Annotated in this window: 14 protein-coding genes; 10 read left to right on the top strand and 4 right to left on the bottom strand. The window is 58.2% G+C overall.

All coding sequences use genetic code 11. The features are described from left to right. The first annotated feature begins 138 nt into the window (after positions 1-138). Genes RISK_RS25780 through RISK_RS25760 form a run of 5 tightly spaced genes read left to right on the top strand, consistent with a single transcriptional unit; the run spans position 139 to position 8,766 of the window. The gene (locus RISK_RS25780) at positions 139-2,190 is read left to right on the top strand and encodes a TolC family protein (RefSeq protein WP_236696711.1); all 2,052 of its coding nucleotides are present in this window, start codon (positions 139-141) and stop codon (positions 2,188-2,190) included. After that, positions 2,187-4,214 (top strand): preprotein translocase subunit SecA, encoded by a 2,028-nt coding sequence (locus RISK_RS25775; protein WP_047817220.1) that lies wholly within the window; start codon positions 2,187-2,189, stop codon positions 4,212-4,214. The genes RISK_RS25780 and RISK_RS25775 overlap by 4 nt, the downstream gene beginning before the upstream one ends. Next, positions 4,211-5,128 (top strand): efflux RND transporter periplasmic adaptor subunit, encoded by a 918-nt coding sequence (locus tag RISK_RS25770; protein WP_083435176.1) that lies wholly within the window; start codon positions 4,211-4,213, stop codon positions 5,126-5,128. Before RISK_RS25775 ends, RISK_RS25770 begins: the two co-directional genes overlap by 4 nt. 3 nt (positions 5,129-5,131) lie before the next feature. Further along, on the top strand, positions 5,132-6,565 hold the full coding sequence (locus RISK_RS25765; RefSeq protein WP_047817203.1) for an efflux RND transporter periplasmic adaptor subunit: 1,434 nt from the start codon (positions 5,132-5,134) through the stop codon (positions 6,563-6,565). Then, positions 6,511-8,766: an efflux RND transporter periplasmic adaptor subunit gene (locus tag RISK_RS25760; protein WP_236696710.1), complete on the top strand. Its 2,256-nt coding sequence runs from the start codon at positions 6,511-6,513 to the stop codon at positions 8,764-8,766. Before RISK_RS25765 ends, RISK_RS25760 begins: the two co-directional genes overlap by 55 nt. Before the next feature lie 56 nt (positions 8,767-8,822). Here the strand turns inward: RISK_RS25760 and RISK_RS25755 are convergent, their stop codons facing one another. The 3 genes from RISK_RS25755 to ygfZ form a co-directional block, all read right to left on the bottom strand. Beyond that, positions 8,823-11,783, bottom strand: coding sequence for a protein kinase domain-containing protein (locus tag RISK_RS25755; RefSeq protein ID WP_047817202.1), 2,961 nt, complete (start codon positions 11,781-11,783; stop codon positions 8,823-8,825). 62 nt (positions 11,784-11,845) lie between these two features. After that, positions 11,846-12,490, bottom strand: coding sequence for an ECF-type sigma factor (locus RISK_RS25750; protein ID WP_047817201.1), 645 nt, complete (start codon positions 12,488-12,490; stop codon positions 11,846-11,848). After that, entirely contained in the window at positions 12,487-13,515 is a 1,029-nt protein-coding gene (gene ygfZ / locus RISK_RS25745; protein WP_047817200.1) for a CAF17-like 4Fe-4S cluster assembly/insertion protein YgfZ, read from the bottom strand. The genes RISK_RS25750 and ygfZ overlap by 4 nt, the downstream gene beginning before the upstream one ends. A 379-nt stretch (positions 13,516-13,894) precedes the next feature. On the opposite strand from ygfZ, the gene ypfJ reads away from it, so the two are divergent. Continuing rightward, complete coding sequence (gene ypfJ / locus RISK_RS25740) at positions 13,895-14,746, top strand: KPN_02809 family neutral zinc metallopeptidase (RefSeq protein WP_047817199.1); 852 nt, start codon at positions 13,895-13,897, stop codon at positions 14,744-14,746. A 251-nt stretch (positions 14,747-14,997) separates the two neighbouring features. On the opposite strand, the gene RISK_RS25735 is transcribed toward ypfJ, so the two are convergent. Next, complete coding sequence (locus tag RISK_RS25735) at positions 14,998-16,272, bottom strand: DUF1559 domain-containing protein (protein WP_047817217.1); 1,275 nt, start codon at positions 16,270-16,272, stop codon at positions 14,998-15,000. Between the two features lie 130 nt (positions 16,273-16,402). Between RISK_RS25735 and RISK_RS25730 the strand changes: the two genes are divergently transcribed. From RISK_RS25730 to RISK_RS25715, 4 genes are read left to right on the top strand one after another with little or no spacing between them, the layout of a single operon-like run. Continuing rightward, positions 16,403-17,608 (top strand): GspE/PulE family protein, encoded by a 1,206-nt coding sequence (locus RISK_RS25730; protein WP_236696709.1) that lies wholly within the window; start codon positions 16,403-16,405, stop codon positions 17,606-17,608. Beyond that, the gene (locus RISK_RS25725; RefSeq protein ID WP_047817198.1) at positions 17,605-18,660 is read left to right on the top strand and encodes a type II secretion system F family protein; all 1,056 of its coding nucleotides are present in this window, start codon (positions 17,605-17,607) and stop codon (positions 18,658-18,660) included. The genes RISK_RS25730 and RISK_RS25725 overlap by 4 nt, the downstream gene beginning before the upstream one ends. Next, positions 18,657-19,463, top strand: a complete 807-nt coding sequence (locus RISK_RS25720) for a hypothetical protein (RefSeq protein ID WP_047817197.1) — start codon at positions 18,657-18,659, stop codon at positions 19,461-19,463. The genes RISK_RS25725 and RISK_RS25720 overlap by 4 nt, the downstream gene beginning before the upstream one ends. A gap of 6 nt (positions 19,464-19,469) precedes the next feature. Further along, positions 19,470-20,729 (top strand): type II secretion system F family protein, encoded by a 1,260-nt coding sequence (locus RISK_RS25715; RefSeq protein WP_236696708.1) that lies wholly within the window; start codon positions 19,470-19,472, stop codon positions 20,727-20,729. Positions 20,730-20,777: the final 48 nt, after the last annotated feature.

Genomic DNA, 20,777 nt, shown 5'->3' with positions numbered 1-20,777 from the left:
GTCGTGCAGGATAAATGCATCGTTGCACCTGAATTAGTTCCACGGGTTCGGTCGATCACACCAAGGAACAGGTGTCTGGAGTCATACCGATTTGCCATTCCAGACCGAACTTGCCTCAGCAACTCAATGAAACAACGCGTGAAACCCACCGACGGTCCCCACGAAGGATTGCGTCTTTGCAAACCTTGCGGGTCGCTGCGCGATTCACTTGCGGTCAGCCGCAGGTGGGTTTGTGCCATCGGGGTGCTGGGTTTGATGGCGGGATCGAGTCAGGTCACGCTGAAGGGGGAGATGCCGGTTGAACCGTTGGATCATTCCACGCAGTCTCATGCAGCCAAGTCAATTTCTGCCAACCAGCATACCATCGAAAGCGAGCCGAATCCGTATCGCTCTCACGTGACGGTTCAGTTGCCGATCCCGGATGCGATTCCGAGCGGTCCGTACGCGAACCAAGTGGACCCTTACCGGGACCGAGTTCTGGAGAGCGAAGTGCCCGCCGAAGGCGACGCGAATTGCTGGTTCCGTAATTCTCCTGCGTTGTCCAATTATGCACCGCTCAGTGGTGAAGTCAGCCAGCTCGATCCTCAAGTCGTGTGGTGGGACGCCGACGTCTCGCGTCCGCTGGGTTTGGCCGAACAACACACTGCGGTTGATGCGTCGGGATTGGCTCAGACGGCTCTGGTCGCTTCACCCTACATCCGCAGCCTGCTGACCGAACCACAGATCTCGATGACGGACATCGTGATCGCTGACGCGCAGTTCGACCCCCTGACCTTCTTGGATGCAAATTACACGGACACAAACGATCCGGTCGGCAGCGAACTGACCACCGGTGACCAATCCGATCGTTTCCGTGACAATCTGTTTGCCTCTTCGGCCGGTGTTCGCAAAAAGCTGACCAGCGGCGGGAATCTGGAAGTGGTGCAGCGTGGTGGCTTTCAAAGCAATAACTCCACCTTCCTGACACCCAACCCGCAAGGCACCTCGCGGTTGGAGTTGAACTTCTCGCAACCGCTGCTTCGGGATCATGGCAAAGCGGTCAATCGGACTCGCGTGATCCTGGCCAAGATTGATGCGCAGATCACCAACAGCGAAGTGCGTGAAGAAATCCAGACGCACCTTGTCGATGTCACCACTGCGTACTGGGAACTTTACCAAGCCCGTGCCGAATGGTTGCAACGCCATCGCTTGTTGGCCAGTGCGGTGGAGATGCAATCGGTACTCAATGCTCGCGGCGCGGTCGATTCTCAACAGCGGCAAATCTTGCGTGCCAATGTTGCGGTGGCGAAACGTCAGGCGGATTTGGTCCGCATCGAAACTCGGATTCGCAACGCGCAATCCAAGTTGCGATTGCTGACCGGTGACCGCCAATTCGTCCAGTTCGCGCAATTCGAAATGGTGCCGGTCGAGCGACCGTTGATGCAGTCGATCGAGTTGAGCACGCGTGACGCGACGCTGACCGCCCTCGACAATCGTCCTGACATTGTGCAGAGCCTGCAACAAATGCATGCGGTTTCGACACGCGTCGGTGCCGCTCGCAACCAAGTGTTGCCGCAATTGGACTTGCTGCTCAGTTCGTATGTTTCGGGGTTGGACACCAGTCGAAACACGGTGGGCGCCATTGGCCGCCAGTTCAGCGAAGGGCGTCCGACCTACTCCGCGGGTTTGATCTTTGAACGTCCTTGGGGAAACCGTGCCAACCAAGCTCGTTTGCGACGCAACCGCTGGGAATGGACGCGTTCGTATGCCGAGTTCCAGCAGACCACCGAAGCGGCGATCACCGAAGTCGAAATCGCCGTTCGCGAAACACAAACGTTGTTCAATGAGCTGATTGCCAAGCAACATTCGACCGTCGCCGCGACCCGCGAAGTGGAATACCTGCGGCAACGTTGGATTCACCTGCCGGATCCGAATGAAAACGCGATTTTGCTGATCGAGAATTTGCTCGATGCACAAGAGCGTTTGGCCGACGAAGAACGTGGTCTCGTTCGAGCTCAAGTTGCACATGCTCTCTCATGGGTCATGCTTCGCAAAGCCATGGGCGTGCTGTTGGTGTGTGATGTGGCGGATGTTTCTCCTGTTCTGAGCAACACACCGACGCTCATTCCAGCGGAGCCAGAACCGTTTGGCGGGATGATTGATGGCGAACAACTCACGCTGCCAACAGTTCCGGAATGGAGCCTGCCATGAGCGTTCTCAATGCGGCCACCCACTGGCGATCTGCTTTGACTTCGGCCTCCGGTCACTCTTGGTTGCCCGGACGACCAGCGATGGAAATCGAAACGATTCTGCAAGTCGTCGGCGACCAGTTGAGTGAACGACGGAAGTGTTCACGCGGCGATTTGGCGTGTCGATGGCAGACACAGCGAACTCGTCTTGTGCAACATTTGGCCAGTGATCCACGCGGCAAATCGCGACAACACGATGCGATCTGGGAACAGTGTTTGGTCGACGCGTTGGTGTTGGCCTTTGATGCCGTGGAGCAAACCCACGGCATTGAATTGTTTGAAGTCCAATTGCGGGCTGGGTTGATCGTTTCGGCTGGCTGGATGTCTCGTCGGGGCGGCGTTGCTGAAATGCAGACCGGCGAAGGCAAAACGTACGCTTTGTTTGTGGCTTCGTTGATCGCCGCGTTGCCGGGGCGAGGAGTGCATGTGGCAACGCCCAACGCGTACTTGGCCAAGCGGGATCATGAGGAGCTGCGTGAAACGTGGGCGTTGCTGGGCGTCGAGTCCCGTTGCTTGCCCGAAGACGTCTCACCGGAACAGAGCCAGGCGGCGTATCGTGCCGATGTGACCTATGGGCCGGGGCACGCGTTTGGATTTGACTACCTTCGCGACCAGTTGGCCATGGACACGGCCGCTCGCCAGCGTCCCGGCACCGGTCTCTTGAACCGACTGAGTGCGACGACGTCCACCAACGCACGATTGCAACGTGGGCTCGCGGTCGCTTTGGTCGACGAGATCGATCATGTCCTGATTGATGACGCATTGTCACCTTTGTTGCTGTCAGGCACTCGGCCGGGTGAGGCGGAGGACGCCGCGGTCCATCGACATGCCCGCTCAGTCGCGGAATCACTCCGGGAAGGGGTTGACTTTCGAACAACCGGTCAACTGATTGAGCTGACAGACATGGGATTGGATCTCGCCTACCAATCATTGGAAGATTGGTCGGATGCTTCGCTGCGGCGGCCTTGGCACGAATACGTCGAGTTGTCGTTGCAGGCCAAGCATTCGCTCCGTCGCGAAATGGACTATGTGATCGACGAACAATCCGTTCGGATCGTCGATCAATCCACGGGCCGAATATATGAAGATCGAACCTGGTCCGGCGGTTTGCAACAAGCGATCGAGGCCAAAGAAGAGTTGCCGATCCAGCGTGAAAGCGAAGCACTGGCGAAGATCACCCGGCAGCGTTTCTATCGTTCGTATGACTACTTGGCGGGAGTCACTGGAACCGCGGGGGATTGTCGGGAAGAGCTGAAGTCGGTCTATGGCTTGCATGTGCAAACGGTGCCACCTCGCCTGCCGTCTCAACGAGTGGTTCACCCAACCCACGTGACCAACACGTTCAAGGAAAAGGTGGCTGCCATCGCCCGGGAAGCTCGCCGAATGACCGACGCGGGGCGTTGCGTTCTGGTCGGCACGCTGGACATCGCGACCAGCCACTGCGTTGCGGAGGAAATTCGTCGGCAAGGCCTCTCCTGTGAGTTGCTCAACGGCTTGCAAAACACCGAGGAAGCCGAGGTGATCGCCCGCGCGGGCCAACCACACGCGATCACGGTCGCGACCAACTTGGCCGGTCGCGGAACGGACATTCGGCTGCATCCCGATGTGGCAGCCAAAGGCGGATTGCACGTGATCGTGGCGGAGCACCATCGTTCGGCACGTGTCGATCGGCAGCTGATCGGCCGTTGTGCTCGCTGCGGTGACTCGGGCAGTTGCCGGCCATTTTTGTCGGCCGAAGATGATTTGGTCAGCCAATCCGCCCCGTGGGTTGGTCGAGCGATTCGGCGTGCCATCGCGACTGACCAAATGGAAACACTTTCCGTGGATTCCCAGATCGCCTCGATCCAACAGCGGCAAGCCAAACGGGCCGCTGCGGCCCGACGGCAATTGCTGGAAGCGGACGAACGCGATCGCGGATTGGTTCGCAAGGCTCAATCAAACCGTGATCCGGCCCCACAACTTCATGCATTGGATGCAGGACAATGAACCACAAATGGATAGCGACGCTTTGCGTCTTGGTGAGTGTGCAGTGCTTGGGCTGGTTGGATTCAGGAGCCCTGGGGACCGGCTACGTGAACACCGTCTCAGCGGATGAGTACGAAGCCTTCACCGAACCCTATCGCCGGATCAGCGTCTCCTCATCCGAGATGGGCGTGATCACCGAACTGAAAGTTCGTGAAGGCGACGAGGTCAAGGAAGGTCAGCTGTTGGCTCAACTGGAGGACGCGTTGTTGCGCAAAACACTGGAGGTGTCACGAGCGGCGAAAGATGCCGTTGGCGGCAAGACGGCCGCGGAAGCCGAAGTGGGCATTCGTGAACAACAAGTCCAAAGCTATCGCCGGTTGTTCACGCAAGGCAATGCCACGCCACGTGAGCTGGAACGCGCCGAAAACGATCACCGACAAGCCTTGGCGAGATTGCAAAGCGTCACGGAGGAGTTGAGCGTTCGTGCGTTGGAACACCAGCGTGTGATCTGTCAGTTGGAACAACGACGGATTCAGGCACCAGCGGATGGGGTCGTGGTCTCGTTTGCCAAGGAAGCGGGGGAGTTTGTTTCGCCAACCGATCCGGTGCTGTTGCAATTGGTGCAACTCGATCGCCTGAAAGCCATCTTTTCCGTCCCGTTGCGACGGGTCGATCGCTTGTCCGAAGGGCAAACCGTTGTTGTTCGCGTCGGTGGGGCTCGCCGCGCAGTGCTGGGAACGCTCGAACACATTTCGCCGGTTGCCAACGCCGAGTCGGGAACGGTCCGCGTTCGAGTGGTCTTGGACAACGAAAGCAGAGACCTACGCAGTGGAGTGGTTTGCTGGTTGGATTTGGAAGCGTCGGCGCGATCGATCGAATCGAAACGGACCCGAGTCAGCGACGCACCGCTTTCCCTTTCGCCTGCGGTGCGCTAGCACGTGTTCCCTGCCACGACCCATTCCCCCGACTCGCTCGATCGTGACTCGCATCACGATTTGCAGCGTCGCGCCGAAACTTTGGCGGCGGCGATTGAGCTGCAATCCACGCTCGACAGGTGTCACGAATTCGAAGAAGCGGGCTCCATCGCCACGCGTTTGTTGAGCCAGTGGTTGCAGGCCGAGGGCGCTGTTTTGTGCTGGCGAAATCGTCCTGGTGCTGGATTGAAGTGCATCAGCGATCACGCTTGCAACGGTGTCAAATTCGCGGTCGAATCGTCTTCATCTTCATCGCACGGGGAAACACAGCAGCGAGAAGCTCTGGCCGCCGCGGAAGAAGCTTGTTTGGGAGACGGACTGAGCCAAGTCGCCGCGACCGAGGTGGCATCGTCGCCCGGCACGATGGCGATGCGACAATGGCTGAAGACGATCGGATCCGGGAATTTGATGGCTTGCCCGTTGGCCGACACGGCGGGTGAGAATCTTGGTGTGTTGTTGGTGCTGGACCCGCATGAACCCTCCGCGGCTTCGATTTTGGAAGCGTTCGGTCCGTTGTTAAGCAGCAAACTTCAAAGCATTCAGCGACTGCAGCCCACCGGTGTGGAAGCGTCCTTGGTGCGTGGGATTCGCTCGTTCCGTGCCACCTGGCAACGGGCCACCGTGTGTGTCGTCGCAGCGGTCATCCTGTTGATGTTCCTGCCCGCTCACCACAACATTCGCACGAACGTGCAATTGCAACCGGTCCAACGACGCTTCATCGCCGCTCCTTTTGATGGCCCGCTGCAGGAGTGCTTGGTGCGTCCGGGTGACACCGTCAAGGCTGGCGAATTATTGGCGAAGATCAACCCTCGCGAATTGGAATACGAGCTGGCTGGGTTGCGAGCGTTGCACGGCCAAGCCGACCAGGAACGACGCGGGTCGATGGCGACACACGACTTTGGCAAGAGCCAGATTGCGGCGTTCGAAGCCGATCGGTTGAAGACGCAAACGGAACTGCTGAACCATCGCAAAAACAACCTGGAAATCCGCAGCCCGATCGATGGGATCATCGTCAGTGGTGATTGGAAGCAATCCGAAGGCGCTCCCCTGACTCGCGGTGAAACATTGTTTGAAATCGCGCCGGTCGGTGCGATGAAGGTCGAGATCGAAGTCCCGGAAAAAGACATCGCCTACGTTGGTGCTGGAATGCGAACGCAGATCCACACGCATGCGATGCCAGACCGAGTCATGCACGGTGCGATCACGCGAATCCACCCTGCGGCGACCCTGCGTGATTCCGAGAATGTGTTTCTGGCGGAGGTCACGGTGGATGATCAAGACGGTTTGCTGCGACCCGGCATGAAGGGCCGCGCGACGATCTATGGGAACAAGCGTCCGATCGGATGGATCGTCTTTCATCGTCCGTGGAACCTGCTGCTTCGCTGGTTGGGTGTCTGATGACGCAGCGTGACCCCGGAACCATCGACTGGCAGCAACAACCGATTCGCATTGCGAGTGACGTGAAGGTCTGGCCCGTCCGCGAAACGGGGGAGCCGATCTATCGGATTGAAATTCCCGCCACACATGAATTCTTTCGCGTGGGACTGCCCGAGTACACGTTTCTGTCTGCGCTCGACGGGCATCGTACGATCGCGCAAGCCTGCGGGTTGGTCACCGCGAAGATGGGACGTGCTGCTCCCTCGTCTTCCCAATGTGAGTCGATCGCTCGTTGGCTGATCGATCATCAATTGGCTCACTTTGCCGATGCACCGCCACCTCGCAGGGGGCGTTCCGGTCAGACGTCAAATTCCAGCGAATCCAAGGCCCAATCACTGATGCGGTGGAATCCTTTTTGGATCAAAACACCGGTTCCGGGTGCGGCGAAGTTGCTGTTGCCGCTTTCACTCGCTCTGGGGTTTCTGTTCTCAACGCCGATGTTGGTGGTCGGGGTGTTGTTCATCGTCGCGGCGTTGTTTGGGCTGACGACGCGGTGGTCGGAATTTCTTGCCGGGGCGGCGTCGATCTTTGATCCGTCCAACTGGGCTTGGTTGTTGCTCACGGCGATCGGGCTGAAACTGGTGCATGAGCTGGGGCATGCGATTGCCTGTCACCGCGCGGGCGGGACGGTGCGAGAAGCCGGTGTGGTTTGGGTGCTGATGACACCGCTGGCCTACGTTGATGTCTCCAGTTGTTGGCGATTGTCGTCGCGTTGGTCGCGAATCGGAGTTGCTTCGGCAGGCATGTTTGTCGAAGGCGTTGTCGCTTCCTTTGCGATCGTGGGATGGGTGTTCTGTGAGAGCGAGATGATCCGCTGGTGGTGTCACCATGTGATTCTCACGGCGGGACTTTCGACGGTTTTGTTCAATGCCAACGTGCTGATGCGATTCGATGGCTACTTCATGCTTTCGGATGGGATGGACGTTCCCAACTTGGCCACCGAAGCCAACCAATCGGTGCGCCAGTTCTTGCGGCGTTGGTTTTTGGGGGATGCCACTTGGGTTCGCTCCCACACGGGTTGGCGACGGACGGCCGTGTTCGTTTACGGATGGTGCGCGGTCGCTTGGCGGGTGCTCGTCTGCGTGTCGCTGGGCATCGCGGCGTCGACAATGCTCGGTGGTGCAGGGGTTTTGCTGTCGGTGTTGGGAGGATGGATGTGGTGGGGCAAACCGTTTGTGACTTGGTTGCAATCGACGCGGACGCTGTGGCGCACGCACCCGCTTCAGGTGTGCCGCGGCGCGGGGCTTGGTTCGTTGGCAGTGGGGATGCTCGGATGGATGTTGGTCGCGATGCCAGTGCCCTCATCGGTTCGAGTTCCGGTGGTGGTTCAGTATCGTCCGGAGTCGGCCGTGCGAGTCGGTGCGGAAGGGTTCCTGGTGGAACTGTTGGTGAACGCGGGAGACCAGGTTCAGGCGGGCGACCGGTTGGCGGTCATCGAGAACCGCGAGCTGCTGCAGCGAGTCGCGGAGTTGGGAATTGCACAGCAGCAAAATGACATCCGGCTTCGCAAAGCGATCGAGTCACGAGAGGAATCCGAGCGGCTGATTTTGTTGGACAATCGCCAAGCGATCTCGGACAAACTGCAAACGCTTCGAAAGCAGTCCGATCAGTTGCAGGTTCGGGCCGTTCAATCGGGATGCGTGATCGCCGAGGATTTGCTGTCAAAACTCAACACGTACGTGAACGAAGGTGATGTGCTGATGGTGGTTGCGACGCCGACGGACAAAGAAGTCTTGGCGGTGATCAATCAGTCTCAGGTCGAAGACGTACGACAGCAAATCGGGGAACCGGTGCGGTTGGTTTCGGCTGGACGGCAGACGTTTTGGGGCACGCTCGATCAACTTCAGCCACGAGCATCCGACCGAGTGCCCAACGCATCGTTGGCCGCCACTCACGGGGGACCACTGGCGGTTCGCATGAAGGATGAGTCCTCGGCGGTATCCTCGAGTGATGATCGTTTAGGAGAGGCAACGATCGATGCGATGCGATTGCTGCAACCGCATTTTCGAGGCGTCCTGAAACTGTCGGCAACCGAGGCCCAACGCGTGCCAGCAGGGATGCGTTTGGAAGCGCATTTCGGTTGGCATCAAGCTCCCATCGCCACGCGACTGAAACGCTGGTTCCAAAACGCTCTGGCGGAAGCCGCCGAGGCCACGAACTGAGCTGTTGTTGCAGCAGGAAGCAGGAATGGAGCCTGTTTCCAGTCCTGAATCACGGTTCAGATGTTGCGTGGGTTCAGCACCGGGAACGCTTCACCAGCCGCTGGCAGCGTCCGCATGGAATCGAATTGCGGGTGTTTGATCAACAGCAACGGCAGCATCGGGCTGCGGGTTTGAAGCAGTCTCGCCAATCGTTGCTCGGCCGGTTCTCGCGTTGGAACATCGGTGCGGCGGAGCTGCAGAATGGTTTCGTTCAAGGAAGGCCCGTAGGGACCATACGGGAGCGTTTGCAAACGCGTCTCGCGTTGTTCCCAGTAGCGATCAGCACCGTCGGTTGCAGTCCACTTGAGTTCTGGATCCAAGTCCGCCGCGGATTTGAAGTCGCTGCTGTGTTCGTATAAATCAATCAGCAGACCACGAGTGAAACTCTCGGGACCGATTTTGTCCCCGTCGCTCTTGGGCATCACGGCCTTGGCTTCATTGACCGCGCGAGTCTTGTTTGCAATGAACCACTGGGCACGTGCCAAGTCCGACTGCAACAACTTGGAAGAAGGGTGCATCGACGCGGCAATGCGAAGGGAACGAACACCGGCCATCTCCTCGTACAACATCAATTCGACCCAGCCGAGTTGGTGGTGCACTTGCCATGAGTTTCTCGTCTCGTTCGCCAAACCACGCAGAATATCGCGAGCTGGCATCAGATCGCCGAGACTCTGATACATCAACATCGCCGACGCCAAGCGAGCTTCCACGTTTGATGTATCGATTTCCAATGCGATCTGAACGGATTGCCGGGCTTGGATGATCAACTCTTGAGCCTCTTCGTCGCCAACGCGGCCTGCCAGGGTCAACGATGTCAGGCCTTTTCCCGCGTGTGCGGGTGCGTAATTGGGGTCTTCTCGAAGCGCACTGTCGAAGCACTTCAGTGCCGAACGCATTCCGTCGATGCTGTCCGGGTCGGCTTGAGTTCGTCCTTTGAGCAAACAGGTGAAGGCGCCCGGGTCACGCGGTTTGGATTCGCCGGGATGTTCGAGCAAGCTCCGATTGATCGCGGTCGCGACTTGCCGGGCGAGGTCGGTTTGTTCAATCAGGTTGTCGCCCGCGGTGGTGCGAATGACTTTGCCCCAAATCTGCGTGCCGGTTTCGGCACAAATGATTTGGACATTGACATCCATCACACCGCCTTGAGCGCCCGTTGCCTCGGTGAAGGTGCCGGCGACCAAGGCATCCACTTCGAGTCTCGATGCCGCATCGCGATATTGATCGGGGAAGCTGGCGGTCATCGGCACATACTTGGGTACCGACAACCCTTCCAAGCGGCTCAGTTCATTGGCGACCAAGCCAGCCAACAGTTCACCGCGTTGCAGCATGCGTCCGCCGGCGGGTTGAGGATCAACCTGCGCGGTCGATTCAGGTTGTGTGGCGGGAGTGAAGCTGAGCACGCCAATCGAGCGAATCTGGTTCAACTTGCTCCAGTTGCCGCTCAGTCCAGACATCCCAACCAACGCGCCCGCGAAACTTCCGCCGACCATTTCAGCGAACCGACGACGAGAAATGCCGCCAGCCATGTGAATCGGCTGCGTGAGCGACACGCCGTCCATTGGCAATGCCAGCGTCTCGCCCTCCTGAGGCGGCATGGTTGCACCGCCACTCGAAAGCGCGGTGACCACCGTCGCCGCCGTGGGACGTTCTGCAGGAGTTTTTCGCATCATCGCCATGATCAAATCTGCCAGCGCGATGTCGTCGCGACGGCGGCCAGGATCAGGCAAGGGAGTCTTCTCCAAAACCGCTGCGTAACGGCTAGCCGGTGATTTTCCGGTGAAGGCGGGGCGTCCGTAGAACGCTTCGAACAACACGCACCCGAGCGAGAACACGTCCGCGGCAGGCGTGACCGTTTCGCCGCGAGCCTGTTCGGGCGCCATGTAACCTGGCGTCCCCAGGATCATGCCCGCACGGGTTTTCGCGTCATCTTCGTCATTGCTGGCGTCGTCGTGTTGATTCTCAGGATCCGATTCCCCAGGGCCAAACACAGCGCGACCGACACGCGACAACCCAAAGTCAAAGAGTTTGACCGATGGCAAGGAGTTTTCGCTCGAAGGCTGTGTCGCCAGGGAATGACTGCTGATCGTGTTGGTGGTCGCTGCTGACGGCGTGGGAGAACCACTGCGACGTCCAACCAACATCACGTTTTCGGGTTTCAAATCGCGGTGAATCACTCCGGCCGCGTGAGAGGTTGCCAGGGCTTCGGCCAGTTGCCTGCCCCAGACCCGGACCATTTGCGTGGTGACCGGTGCCACATCCGTTCGCCGCTGTTCCATCCGTCGCATCAGTGTCTCGCCACGCAGATGCTCCATCACGGCGTAGGGCATCCCATCGTGCACCCCGACATCGAACAGTTCGACGATGTTAGGGTGGGTCAACGAAGCCACGGCCTTGGCCTCGCGTTGAAATCTTTCGACCAAGGTGGGATGCCCGTTGGTCGAGAGCATTTTGACGGCGACGCTGCGTTCCAGTCGGGTGTCGGTGGCACGGTACACCACGCCCATCCCGCCACGTCCCAGAACTCCATCCAAGCGGTACGGGCCGATTTCGGTGCCCATCGGCGGCAGTGAATCGACCGGGTCGTTGGACGATGCCTTCGCCAAGGCCTTTTGGACGCGTTCTTCCGCCGAGGCAGGCGATCCAAAGCCGTTGGAGGTCCCGTTCGCTTCCAGGGCGGGTGTGTTCAGCAATGCCAGGTTATGCGACGGCGTGTCATTGGAAGACGCCAGGACCTGCGTCAGCTCCCCTGAATCACCGTGGATACCCAGGTTCCCGTCGATCTCGGCTCGAATCGCTTCCAATTCGGAACGCAGCAGATCGGCGTGCTCACCGCCATGTCGTTCGACAAGCGATTGAATGCTGACCAAATCGGAGGTTGCTGGTTCTCCATCCGCGATTTGCCGAAGAGCGGACTCATATTCCAAGCACACCGCGTCGAGGCGGGCTAATTCGCGGGCAGGCAGATCACTCAAATTCATCGGGAATCACTTCCGTAGTGTGCTCTGATCGAAGCGTGTGTGCGAGGAGCTTGGCAACGCTTCTATGTTTGGTCCGGCACGGACTCCGCCGCTTCCGTCCATGTTTTTCGTATCAATTGCAGGCGTCGTTCGACCGCTCGCTTGCTCACGCCCAGTTTGGTCGCGATCTCATCTACCAAAAAACCGTCCATTCGCATCACTGCGATTTCCCGCAATTGCTCGTCCGGTAGATCATCCAATAATTTCTCACATGCCTCGGCCAGTTCCAGTCTCAAGTCGGGCGGGGCGTTGTCGGATTCGCCTCGTCCGGCGAACTGCTCCAACCCTGCACGACCGGAATCCCCCGAAGCGTCCAGAAAGACTGACTCACCTCGAACCTGGCCGCCACCCCGTTTTTGTCGCGTTTGACGACGCAAATGAGCGTTCACCTTGCGACTGGTCAACGTGATCAGCAGTCCCCAGAGATTATCCGGGCCTGACAAATCAGGGAACTTTTCTCGCCGAACCCCCGCAATGAAACTATGGAACGCCGAAAGCGCAATGTCTTCTTCGTCGCCAGACCGCCGAAGGTTCTTGGGCAATCTGGTTCCTGCCAGCCGAACGAGGGGTTGGAAGTAGCGTTCCCATAGAACGGCGGTGGCATCGTCGTCGCCTTGCCGAACGAGTTCCAGCAAATCGGCGAACTCTTCGAGCGTCAAATCGTTCATTCTGGCGATTCTCCTCGCACTGGCGGCAACACTTCTGCGGTGTAGGTCACTTCGCCCACATCTTCCGCCAATCTCGAACCCGCCAAAACGGATCCCGCCTCAAAGTGGCTGCGGCGAGCATATCCCATGGCCAAACCTTCCCCTTGATCGTTGATGCGTCCCACACTGGTGATTCGCCCCACCGGTTTGGCATCCGCGGCCGCGTCTTGAGCACGAAGTTTGTCGTCCGCCTCGGGCTGGGTCCCCGCTGGCAATCCAGACAGCTTCCAACGCACCAGTTTCTTCTGAACTTGCCCCAGTGCGTCCAAGCGAGCGACCGTTTCCTGCCCTAAGTAACAGCCTTTGGTGAAGCTGATCGTTTGCGTCTCTCGGTCGGCTTCCTGAGGCAAATGAGCGTCCGTCAGATCGATTCCAAACCAAGGGAACCCGGCCGCAAGACGATGAGCGTGGAAATCGTTTTCGTCCCCCGCAACCAACGAATCGGACTCCACTCCCAATCGTTCGGCAATCACCGAGGGGTGTTCCGGGGCGGTTTCCACGGGCAGCAAGAACAACGTGCCGGACTTCACCCAAGGCAAGCGATACGAATCGATGCCGTCTTGGGTCGTCATGCGTGGCGACGGAGTCGTCTGGGCCGGTTCTTCGTTGCCATCGATGACCATCCAAGCGGCCAGGTCTTCGTCGCGAATCACCGGCGCCGCGTCTTCGCGGATCGTGTAGCGGTCGGCGTGCTCGGCGATGGCTTGCGATTGCCGCATGCTGCTGACGCTATCCGCGGTTGCGATGACGCCAGGGGATCCGATCATTCGGTACCCGTTTTCAGTGGCAAAGGCGACGACGTGGCCCAAGCACTTGCCGCGAACATTCGTGATGAACGTCTCCAATCCGAAGCGGTTCGGACTTTCAGAGGTCAGCTTTTTGACATCGTTGGTGGTCAAGTTGTGCAGGATCGCGGTGGCGTCTGCACCGACCAAATCCACAACGGACAAGGCGGGCAAACGGATCAGCAACGAAGAAGATGGCATATTGGCGAATTGAAAAGAGGGCTGATGAGGCTGTTCATCTTACCGTGAAGGTGCCCATTCGCGATCCAGGAACAGCCAGCTGAGGGGGCAATGTGTCTCATTTGACCACCCAAAAGCTGATTCTCACGCCAAACCTAGGTCACAACCGCTTTTGCGACAATCCAACGCAGAGTGGGCGTTTCCGCTGACCCCCATTTCATGGACTTGGACCATCACCTCCGAGCTGGTTCGCAGCCGGACGGATGATTTTCAATCCGGGCCACACTTCGCCCCCCGACGCTTTTCTCACCTGAACAATTGTGTGACAATTTGAACGGCGTCCCCGTTCGGGTCGACGCCCAGCTCTTTTCTAAAAAACGAATCAAACAACAGGTGCGGCATGCGTTGGCGTGGACGACGACAAAGTGACAATGTGGAAGATCGTCGGACCAGTGGCGGTGGCGCGGTCGTTGGCGGTGGGATCGGCGTGATCGTGATCGCGATCATCATCGGCTTGCTGGGCGGCAACCCTCAGCAGTTCCTGCAACAAGCCGCCCAGCAACCTGCCCCGGGTGGTGCTGGTGGCGAGGTCGAGCTGACACCGCAAGAAATCGAAGCCGGTGAATTTGTCAGCACCGTCTTCGCCGACACCGAAGACGTCTGGACGGATCTGTTTGCCCAGGCCGGCCGCGAATACAAGAAACCGACACTGGTGCTGTTCAAAGACCAAGTCAACAGTGGATGCGGCATGGCCAGCAGCGGCACGGGACCGTTCTATTGCCCGGCGGATGAAAAGGTTTACCTGGACACCTCTTTCTTTGGCCAGCTCGCTCGCCAACTCGGTGCACCGGGGGATTTTGCCCAAGCGTATGTGGTCGCTCACGAAGTCGGCCACCACGTCCAAAACCTGCTTGGCTACACCGATCAACTGGATCAAATTCGGCAACGGGTTCCGGAAGTGGAATACAACAAGTATTCAGTCAAGTTGGAACTGCAAGCCGACTTCTTCGCCGGCGTGATGCTGCACCATGCGGAAAAGAAATACCGCATCATCGAAGACGGTGACATCGAAGAAGCGATGACGGCCGCGCGCGCCATCGGCGACGACACGCTGCAAAAACGCAGTCGAGGTTATGTCCAACCCGAAACGTTCAACCACGGCACCAGCGAACAGCGTCTGCGTTGGTTCACCAAGGGCCTGCAAACCGGCGACCTGAACCAAGGCGACACCTTCCAAACCGACCAGCTTTAGAGTGCCACGATCAAGCCGCTTCGGTGCCGCTCCGGCAGTTCAGAGTAGAACAGTTGTCCCCAACTGTTTGCGTGCCAGCTTCGAAGCTTCGAAAGGCTTAATGCGATTGCGATTGAAATTGGACGCAAAGGCGGAGAATCGTCAGGGACATTGCCCCTGCGATGGAAAGAAACAGGATTGGGTTGGCCGATGGCCTTCTGGCTTCTCGACGCGTTGACTCGTCAGTTCATCTCTTGCGTCAAAAATCAGTGTCAATAAAAACCAGTGTCAATCAATTCACCTTGATCGCGAGTGCCGAGTGCACCCCACAATCCAAAGTTGCTGGGATTCCCTGGAGCCTGCTCGCCTTCTCCGCCAAGAATGACCGAGGGGATTTCGTAACCGGCGTCGATCGAGTCGGTGATGAACTTGATCGCGCCGTCCGCCATCGCGACATGCGCGCCACCCTGGTGACGGCTGCTCATCGTCAATGTTCCAATCGTGGTTTCGTCCCCTCCAAAACATAGTGCTGCATTGGGAGGCAGCGTTGTGTTGAATCCAGTCATCAACGGCAGTGCGTCGGCCCAGCGGAAACCACGCCCCTGAGCTTGGTTGGATGAAAGCTGAGCCGAACCCGCTGAAACATCCCAAAACATGGGCCGGTCTACATCTTGCTGTGACCTGCACATCCCCGCGTCATCCAGCACGCCACCGCCCCAACCATTGTTCAACGAAGGAAACGTTCGGATGTCTTTGTCGCCCAAGTCGGTGCAGATCTCACCCAACATGATCGTCGAGGACAATCCGTCCCTCACGTCGTCGTAAGAGGTGATCATGCGTGGCACGAACATGCCGCGACCGGTCGCTTCCATTTGCAATTTGCCACTGGGTGACCAAGCGGTTCCGTCGTGTATCCACAAGCCTTCGTCCAACCCTTGGATCGCGTCGCCAAGACACGCGGCGTAGTTCGTGCGTCCGAGTGCAGGGAGTCCTATTCCCGGATCGGACGGACAACGAAATGTCCCCACCTCATTCCGCCACGGTTCGTAGGCGGAGATGGAAGGTGCGGGGCCCATGGGCGGGTAGGTGTGTCGCACTTCGCCCTCGCCCAGGTCTCCGAAGTCCATCTCGTCGTAGAACTCCATCTCGTCATAGTCATATCCAGAGTAGTAGTTCTCTCCCTCATTGCTGTCACCCTGCGGCGGATCACCCTCATGGCTTTCGTTGATCGCTTCCCAGAGAGGAACCTGGCCAACGAAGGGTGTGATGGAAACCAGAAAGCTCAATCGAAACTGATTCGTTGTCAGCGGATCATTGGCGTTGTTGAAGGTCCCCGTTCCATGCGGCGGCAGATGCCCGAACGCATCGTGGTACTGCGCCACGCCCAAAGCGATCTGACCGAAATTGTTGGAACAACTCATCCGTCTGGCTGCCTCTCGTGCCGCTTGCACCGCTGGCAACAACAGCGCGATCAAGATCCCGATGACGCCCGTCACAACAAGCAACTCCAACAGCGTGAATCCGTTTCGACGTTGTGATCGCGTCATGTCATCCTCGCACAGATAGAAAGTGGGATCGGCTTCCAGCCTGTCGTTTTGTTCGAAACTTTTTAGGCTCATCGCATACTTCCCTCGGGGGAATCCGCTAGTCTAACGTTCCGCGGCGCGTGGCGGTTTCGTGCCCAAGATTTTCGCAGGAGAACTTTCATCGGTGATCAGCCCCGCGTCTCGTCTGTCCCCCATGGATCCGAACTTCGCCACCGAAGTGATCCAGAACTGCTTGACCTCCGCGATTCAGCGCGGTGCCAGCGACGTGCACCTTCAGCCTCGCGCGGAGTCATGGGAGATCTCCTTTCGAATCGATGGCGTTCTGCAAACGGTCGAGTCGTTTCCGAGAAGCGAAGAAAGCGATCCGGTGGCACGACTGATGGCGCTCGCGGGATTGCCGTCCTATCGAATGGGCGTGCCCCAAGAAGGTCCGCTGCGATGGCGAAGTGGTGACGCAGATCGCAACGCAAGCGACACCGAACGTGAAATGCGTTTGGGTGTCTTCCCGACCGTGCATGGCAATCGGGCTGCCATTCGAATCATGGAAGACCGCGAAAACGTTCGGCAATTGCATGAACTTGGTCTCGATGAAAACACTCGGATTCGTCTGCAAACAATTTGCAACGCTCGCGACGGTTGGTTGTTGGTGGCCGGTCCTGCGGGAAGCGGGAAGACGACGACTCTGTACGCTTGCCTGTCACACATCGCCAGCGGGGACTTCCGACGCAGTGTGTTGACGATCGAAGACCCGATCGAATCGGTGATCGACTCGATCAGTCAAAGCCAGCTGCAGTCCAGCAGCGGTTTGACGTTGGCGTCCGCCATGCGGGCCGCTGTTCGCCAGGACGCGGAGGTGTTGCTGGTCAGCGAAATCCGCGATGTGGAAACCGCCGAGGCTGTGCTGGCAGCGTCGATGACAGGTCACCTTTGTTTCTCGTCGATTCATGCGGGAACCGTGGGAGGAACTTTGCGTCGGTTGGTGCAAATGAACCTGCCAACGTTCGCGATTCAAAGTGGGCTGCGTGGCGTGATGTGCCAACGCCTGCTGCGGCGACGATGTGATGCCTGCCATGCCGACGCAAACCGTGATTGCCATCAGTGTCACGGAGCGGGCTACGCCGGGCGGATTCCGATCGCTCAAATCGTGGAGCTGAACGATTCCCAATGTGGATGGGCCATCTTCGACGCGTTGGCCAATCAGCTTCCCGCATCCGAGCTGGATCGAATCATCGAAGACGCGGGCATCGATTCCCTGCGAGCCCAAGCCGAACGCTTGATCGAAGCGGGTGTGACGGATCGAGAAGAAGTGTTCCGCGTTTTGGGACACCGTTCATGACCAGCGGCCCCGCTCCAACGCCTGCCTCCACCGCCGACTCGATCCAACTCAACGACGAGTCACTCGCGATGTTGTTGGAGGAAGTTTCCGCGATGGCCAACTCTGGACGTTCGCTCGTATCAGGATTGGCTGGATTGAATGACGTGGCGCTCGGGCGTCTCGGTCGTGCAGCGGATTTCGTTCGTGCGCGAATCGAACAAGGTCAGTCTCCTTCGGTCGCCATGGCTTCGCTGTCGTTGCCCTACCAAACGTCCATTCGAATCGCCATGCAGATCATGGCGGAAACGGGATCGACGCTGCCCATTCACGAAACGGTTCGCTTGATACGGCAACGCGAGGACCAACGACGACACGTTTGGTTGGCTGCGATCAACCCGCTTCTCAACATGTTGGTCGCTTCGGTCGTGGCGTTCTTCGTGTTGCCATGGATCTTGATAGCGATATCGGAATCGGAACCCATTCCATCGCCCTTTGCTCCTTCCGTCACAGAAATCTGCCAGACATTTGCGCAGAACTATGCCCTCGCCGCCGTGGTTGTGATTTGTATCCTGGCGTGCTTTGCCGTTTGGATTCACTGGGGAATCAGACGTTCGATTCGACGAGCCCAGCCCTCTCGCGTCCTGGCGACGTTCTGTCGATGGTTGGCCATTCAAATCGAGATCCCTGACGCGAAAATCGACACCGCTCGAGCGATCGAGTGCGCCGCAGAAGTCGCTGCTTCCGGAGCACCGGGAGGCTGGAAGGCCGTCGCCACCAACGTTCGCCGTGGCGCTACCTCCGAGCACTCGCTCGAGATTCCTCAGCAGGCTCCCGCTCCTATCAAGGAGTGCGTCGTGGACTTGGTGGCTGGAAAACGCGATCCGCAAGCGATCGCCCATGACTTGCGCAAACTCAGTGAACTGCACGAACAAAGAGCGAATCAACAGCAAACTTGGTGGCTGCAGAACGTTCCTCACTGGATCGCTTGGATCCTGATGATTGCCATCATCATTGTTTTGTTGCAGGCCGCGATTTCGCCACTGCTCCATGCCATCGGGGAGGTCCCCCGATGAATTCCTGGAGCATTGCCGACCAAGCCGAAGTGGAGACCTGGGCTGCCATCCGTGACAACGGGCGTTCCAGCCTCGCTCGAGCTGCCACACTCAGCCTGCTGTACCTGCTGGCGGCGTTGGCAGTCGGAGCGTTTCTACTTTTCGCGGTCGCACAGATTTGCGAAGGAGCGGTCTACTACGTCGGTTGGGAAGAGGAAGAATTCGTGGTCACTTGGATGTACACCCTGATGTGGATCTATGCGGGGGCGGCGGTGATCGCATTGGCGGGATGGTTGTTGGTTCTGCTTTCTTTGCAAGGTCGTTTGCCCGTTTTCCTTTCAGTGGTTGCGGCGAAGATCCCTGGTGTCGGACGAGCGATACAAACGATTGCTCTGGCGGATTTTTGCGAATCGATTTACCGGTCCGTGGTTGGGTCGCAAACCTACGGAGATGCGTTTCGGTTCGCCGCCCAGGAAGCGCGTTTCACTCCGCTTCGGAACTGGGCCGCTCATTCGGCTCTGCAGCTCGATGCCGGACAGTCTTGGGAACATGCCCTGAGTCACCCGCCGATCAAGGATCATCCGTTGGCAGCCGTGACGGCACTCGGACAAGGTCAATTGTCGCGGGAGGAAACCATTCGTATGTGGTATCAGGCGGCCTCGGACAGTCATTCTCTGATTGAGTCCAGATCCCAACGCAGTGTCAGACATCTGTTTCGGATCGGACTGATTGGGGCAGTGTTGACGGCGGGTTTCGCGATTTTGGCTGCGAACACAGCCATTGTCTCGGTGATCGAAGGCCTGACCTACTTTGGATGGTGGTGAGAAGCAGTGTCACATCAATTCATTTTCATCGGCATTGCCATCGTCTGCGGACTGTTCGCTGCGACCTTGCGGACCATCAAGCGGAATCTGATCGCAAAACCAGCCTCGCAGTTCCGCCCGAAAACGGTTCGTATTTTTGCGTTCTTTGAATGGTTGTTTTGGTTGGCTTGCGTGGTGGCGTTGGCAATTTCAGCGCCTCATCCCGTCACCTTCGTGTTGTTGGCCATGCTGATGGGGACGCTGTTGGTTGCCCGGCGTTGGACTTACCTTGACGAAGCGGAATCGCTGAATCGTTGGATGCGATTGGCGGCGGGCACACGCGCGTCCTACCCCGTCTTGGCGGAATCGCTCGCCAATGGTTCGACCAGCCGCATCGCCTGCCAAGCCAAATCATTCTCTGCCCGATTGATGCGAGGCGAGTCGTTGGTCAAAGCCGTCCGGCGATCCAAACTGCCGGTTTCCGCCGACACGCTGGCGGCGATCCAGCATGCCCAGCCGCAATCGACTGCCGCGTCCGCGAAAGAAACGTCGCGATTCGAAGACATCGACGCCACCACTCCGGCGTCCGCCCCCATCATTGCCGAACAATTCATTTACTTGCTTGCCACCATGTTCTTGGCATGGGGCATGGGAAGCTTGTTTCGGTCAAACTTGATCGAACTGTTTGATGAATTTGGGGACGAGTTCGTCAGTACGCGATCGAGTTTCGGTGGTGTGCTGCAAACGATCACGACGGTCTATGAAGCGATGATGATCGTCCTTTCAATCTGGTTCTTGATGGCGATCCTAATTCGTTGGCAACCGACCTGGTTGATCCGCTGGATCCCTTGGTTTGGGAAAGACGCGATCGAACGCTGGCGTTGCGAGATTCTGCGGTCGCTGGCCATCGGCATTCGTGCCGGGAACGCCGAACCAGAGTTGTTGTCGCTTGCGTCGCAATCCTCTCGGGTTCCTTGGATTCGGAATCGATGCCGCAAGGCATCCCGGTTGATCGAAAATGGCACCACCTTGCCGGATGCTCTCCACCGTTCGCGAGTGGTCACTTCAAAAGAGCAAACATGGCTGACCAGCGCCGCCGGCAACCATCATCTGCCCTCCGCGATCAATCAATTGGTTGACAATCTCACGCGTCGTCGATCGTTACGATGGAAACTTCGCATGTCGTGGTTGGTCCCGCTGGGGACCGTCTTGGTGGGAGTCTACGTGATGGCCCACATCATGGCTGTGTTTTTGTTTCTGACCACCCTCACCCAAGCACTCAGTTGAACGAATGAGAGCGGCTTCTTCCAACCGATCACGCACGAACGCACACCA

The organism is Rhodopirellula islandica (assembly GCF_001027925.1).
Lineage (GTDB): Bacteria > Planctomycetota > Planctomycetia > Pirellulales > Pirellulaceae > Rhodopirellula > Rhodopirellula islandica.
Note: the sequence above shows the minus strand (reverse complement) of the source record. Positions and strands in the feature narration are given on the sequence as shown.

Excerpts from the sequence above, each read along its gene's own strand:
- RISK_RS25775 (WP_047817220.1), top strand. The coding sequence starts at position 2,187 with ATGAGCGTTCTCAATGCGGCCACCCACTGGCGATCTGCTTTGACTTCG.
- ypfJ (WP_047817199.1), top strand. The coding sequence starts at position 13,895 with ATGCGTTGGCGTGGACGACGACAAAGTGACAATGTGGAAGATCGTCGG.
- RISK_RS25720 (WP_047817197.1), top strand. The coding sequence starts at position 18,657 with ATGAATTCCTGGAGCATTGCCGACCAAGCCGAAGTGGAGACCTGGGCT.
- RISK_RS25735 (WP_047817217.1), bottom strand. The coding sequence starts at position 16,272 with ATGACGCGATCACAACGTCGAAACGGATTCACGCTGTTGGAGTTGCTT.
- RISK_RS25770 (WP_083435176.1), top strand. The coding sequence starts at position 4,211 with ATGAACCACAAATGGATAGCGACGCTTTGCGTCTTGGTGAGTGTGCAG.
- RISK_RS25760 (WP_236696710.1), top strand. The coding sequence starts at position 6,511 with ATGGATCGTCTTTCATCGTCCGTGGAACCTGCTGCTTCGCTGGTTGGG.
- RISK_RS25750 (WP_047817201.1), bottom strand. The coding sequence starts at position 12,490 with ATGAACGATTTGACGCTCGAAGAGTTCGCCGATTTGCTGGAACTCGTT.
- RISK_RS25725 (WP_047817198.1), top strand. The coding sequence starts at position 17,605 with ATGACCAGCGGCCCCGCTCCAACGCCTGCCTCCACCGCCGACTCGATC.
- RISK_RS25755 (WP_047817202.1), bottom strand. The coding sequence starts at position 11,783 with ATGAATTTGAGTGATCTGCCTGCCCGCGAATTAGCCCGCCTCGACGCG.
- ygfZ (WP_047817200.1), bottom strand. The coding sequence starts at position 13,515 with ATGCCATCTTCTTCGTTGCTGATCCGTTTGCCCGCCTTGTCCGTTGTG.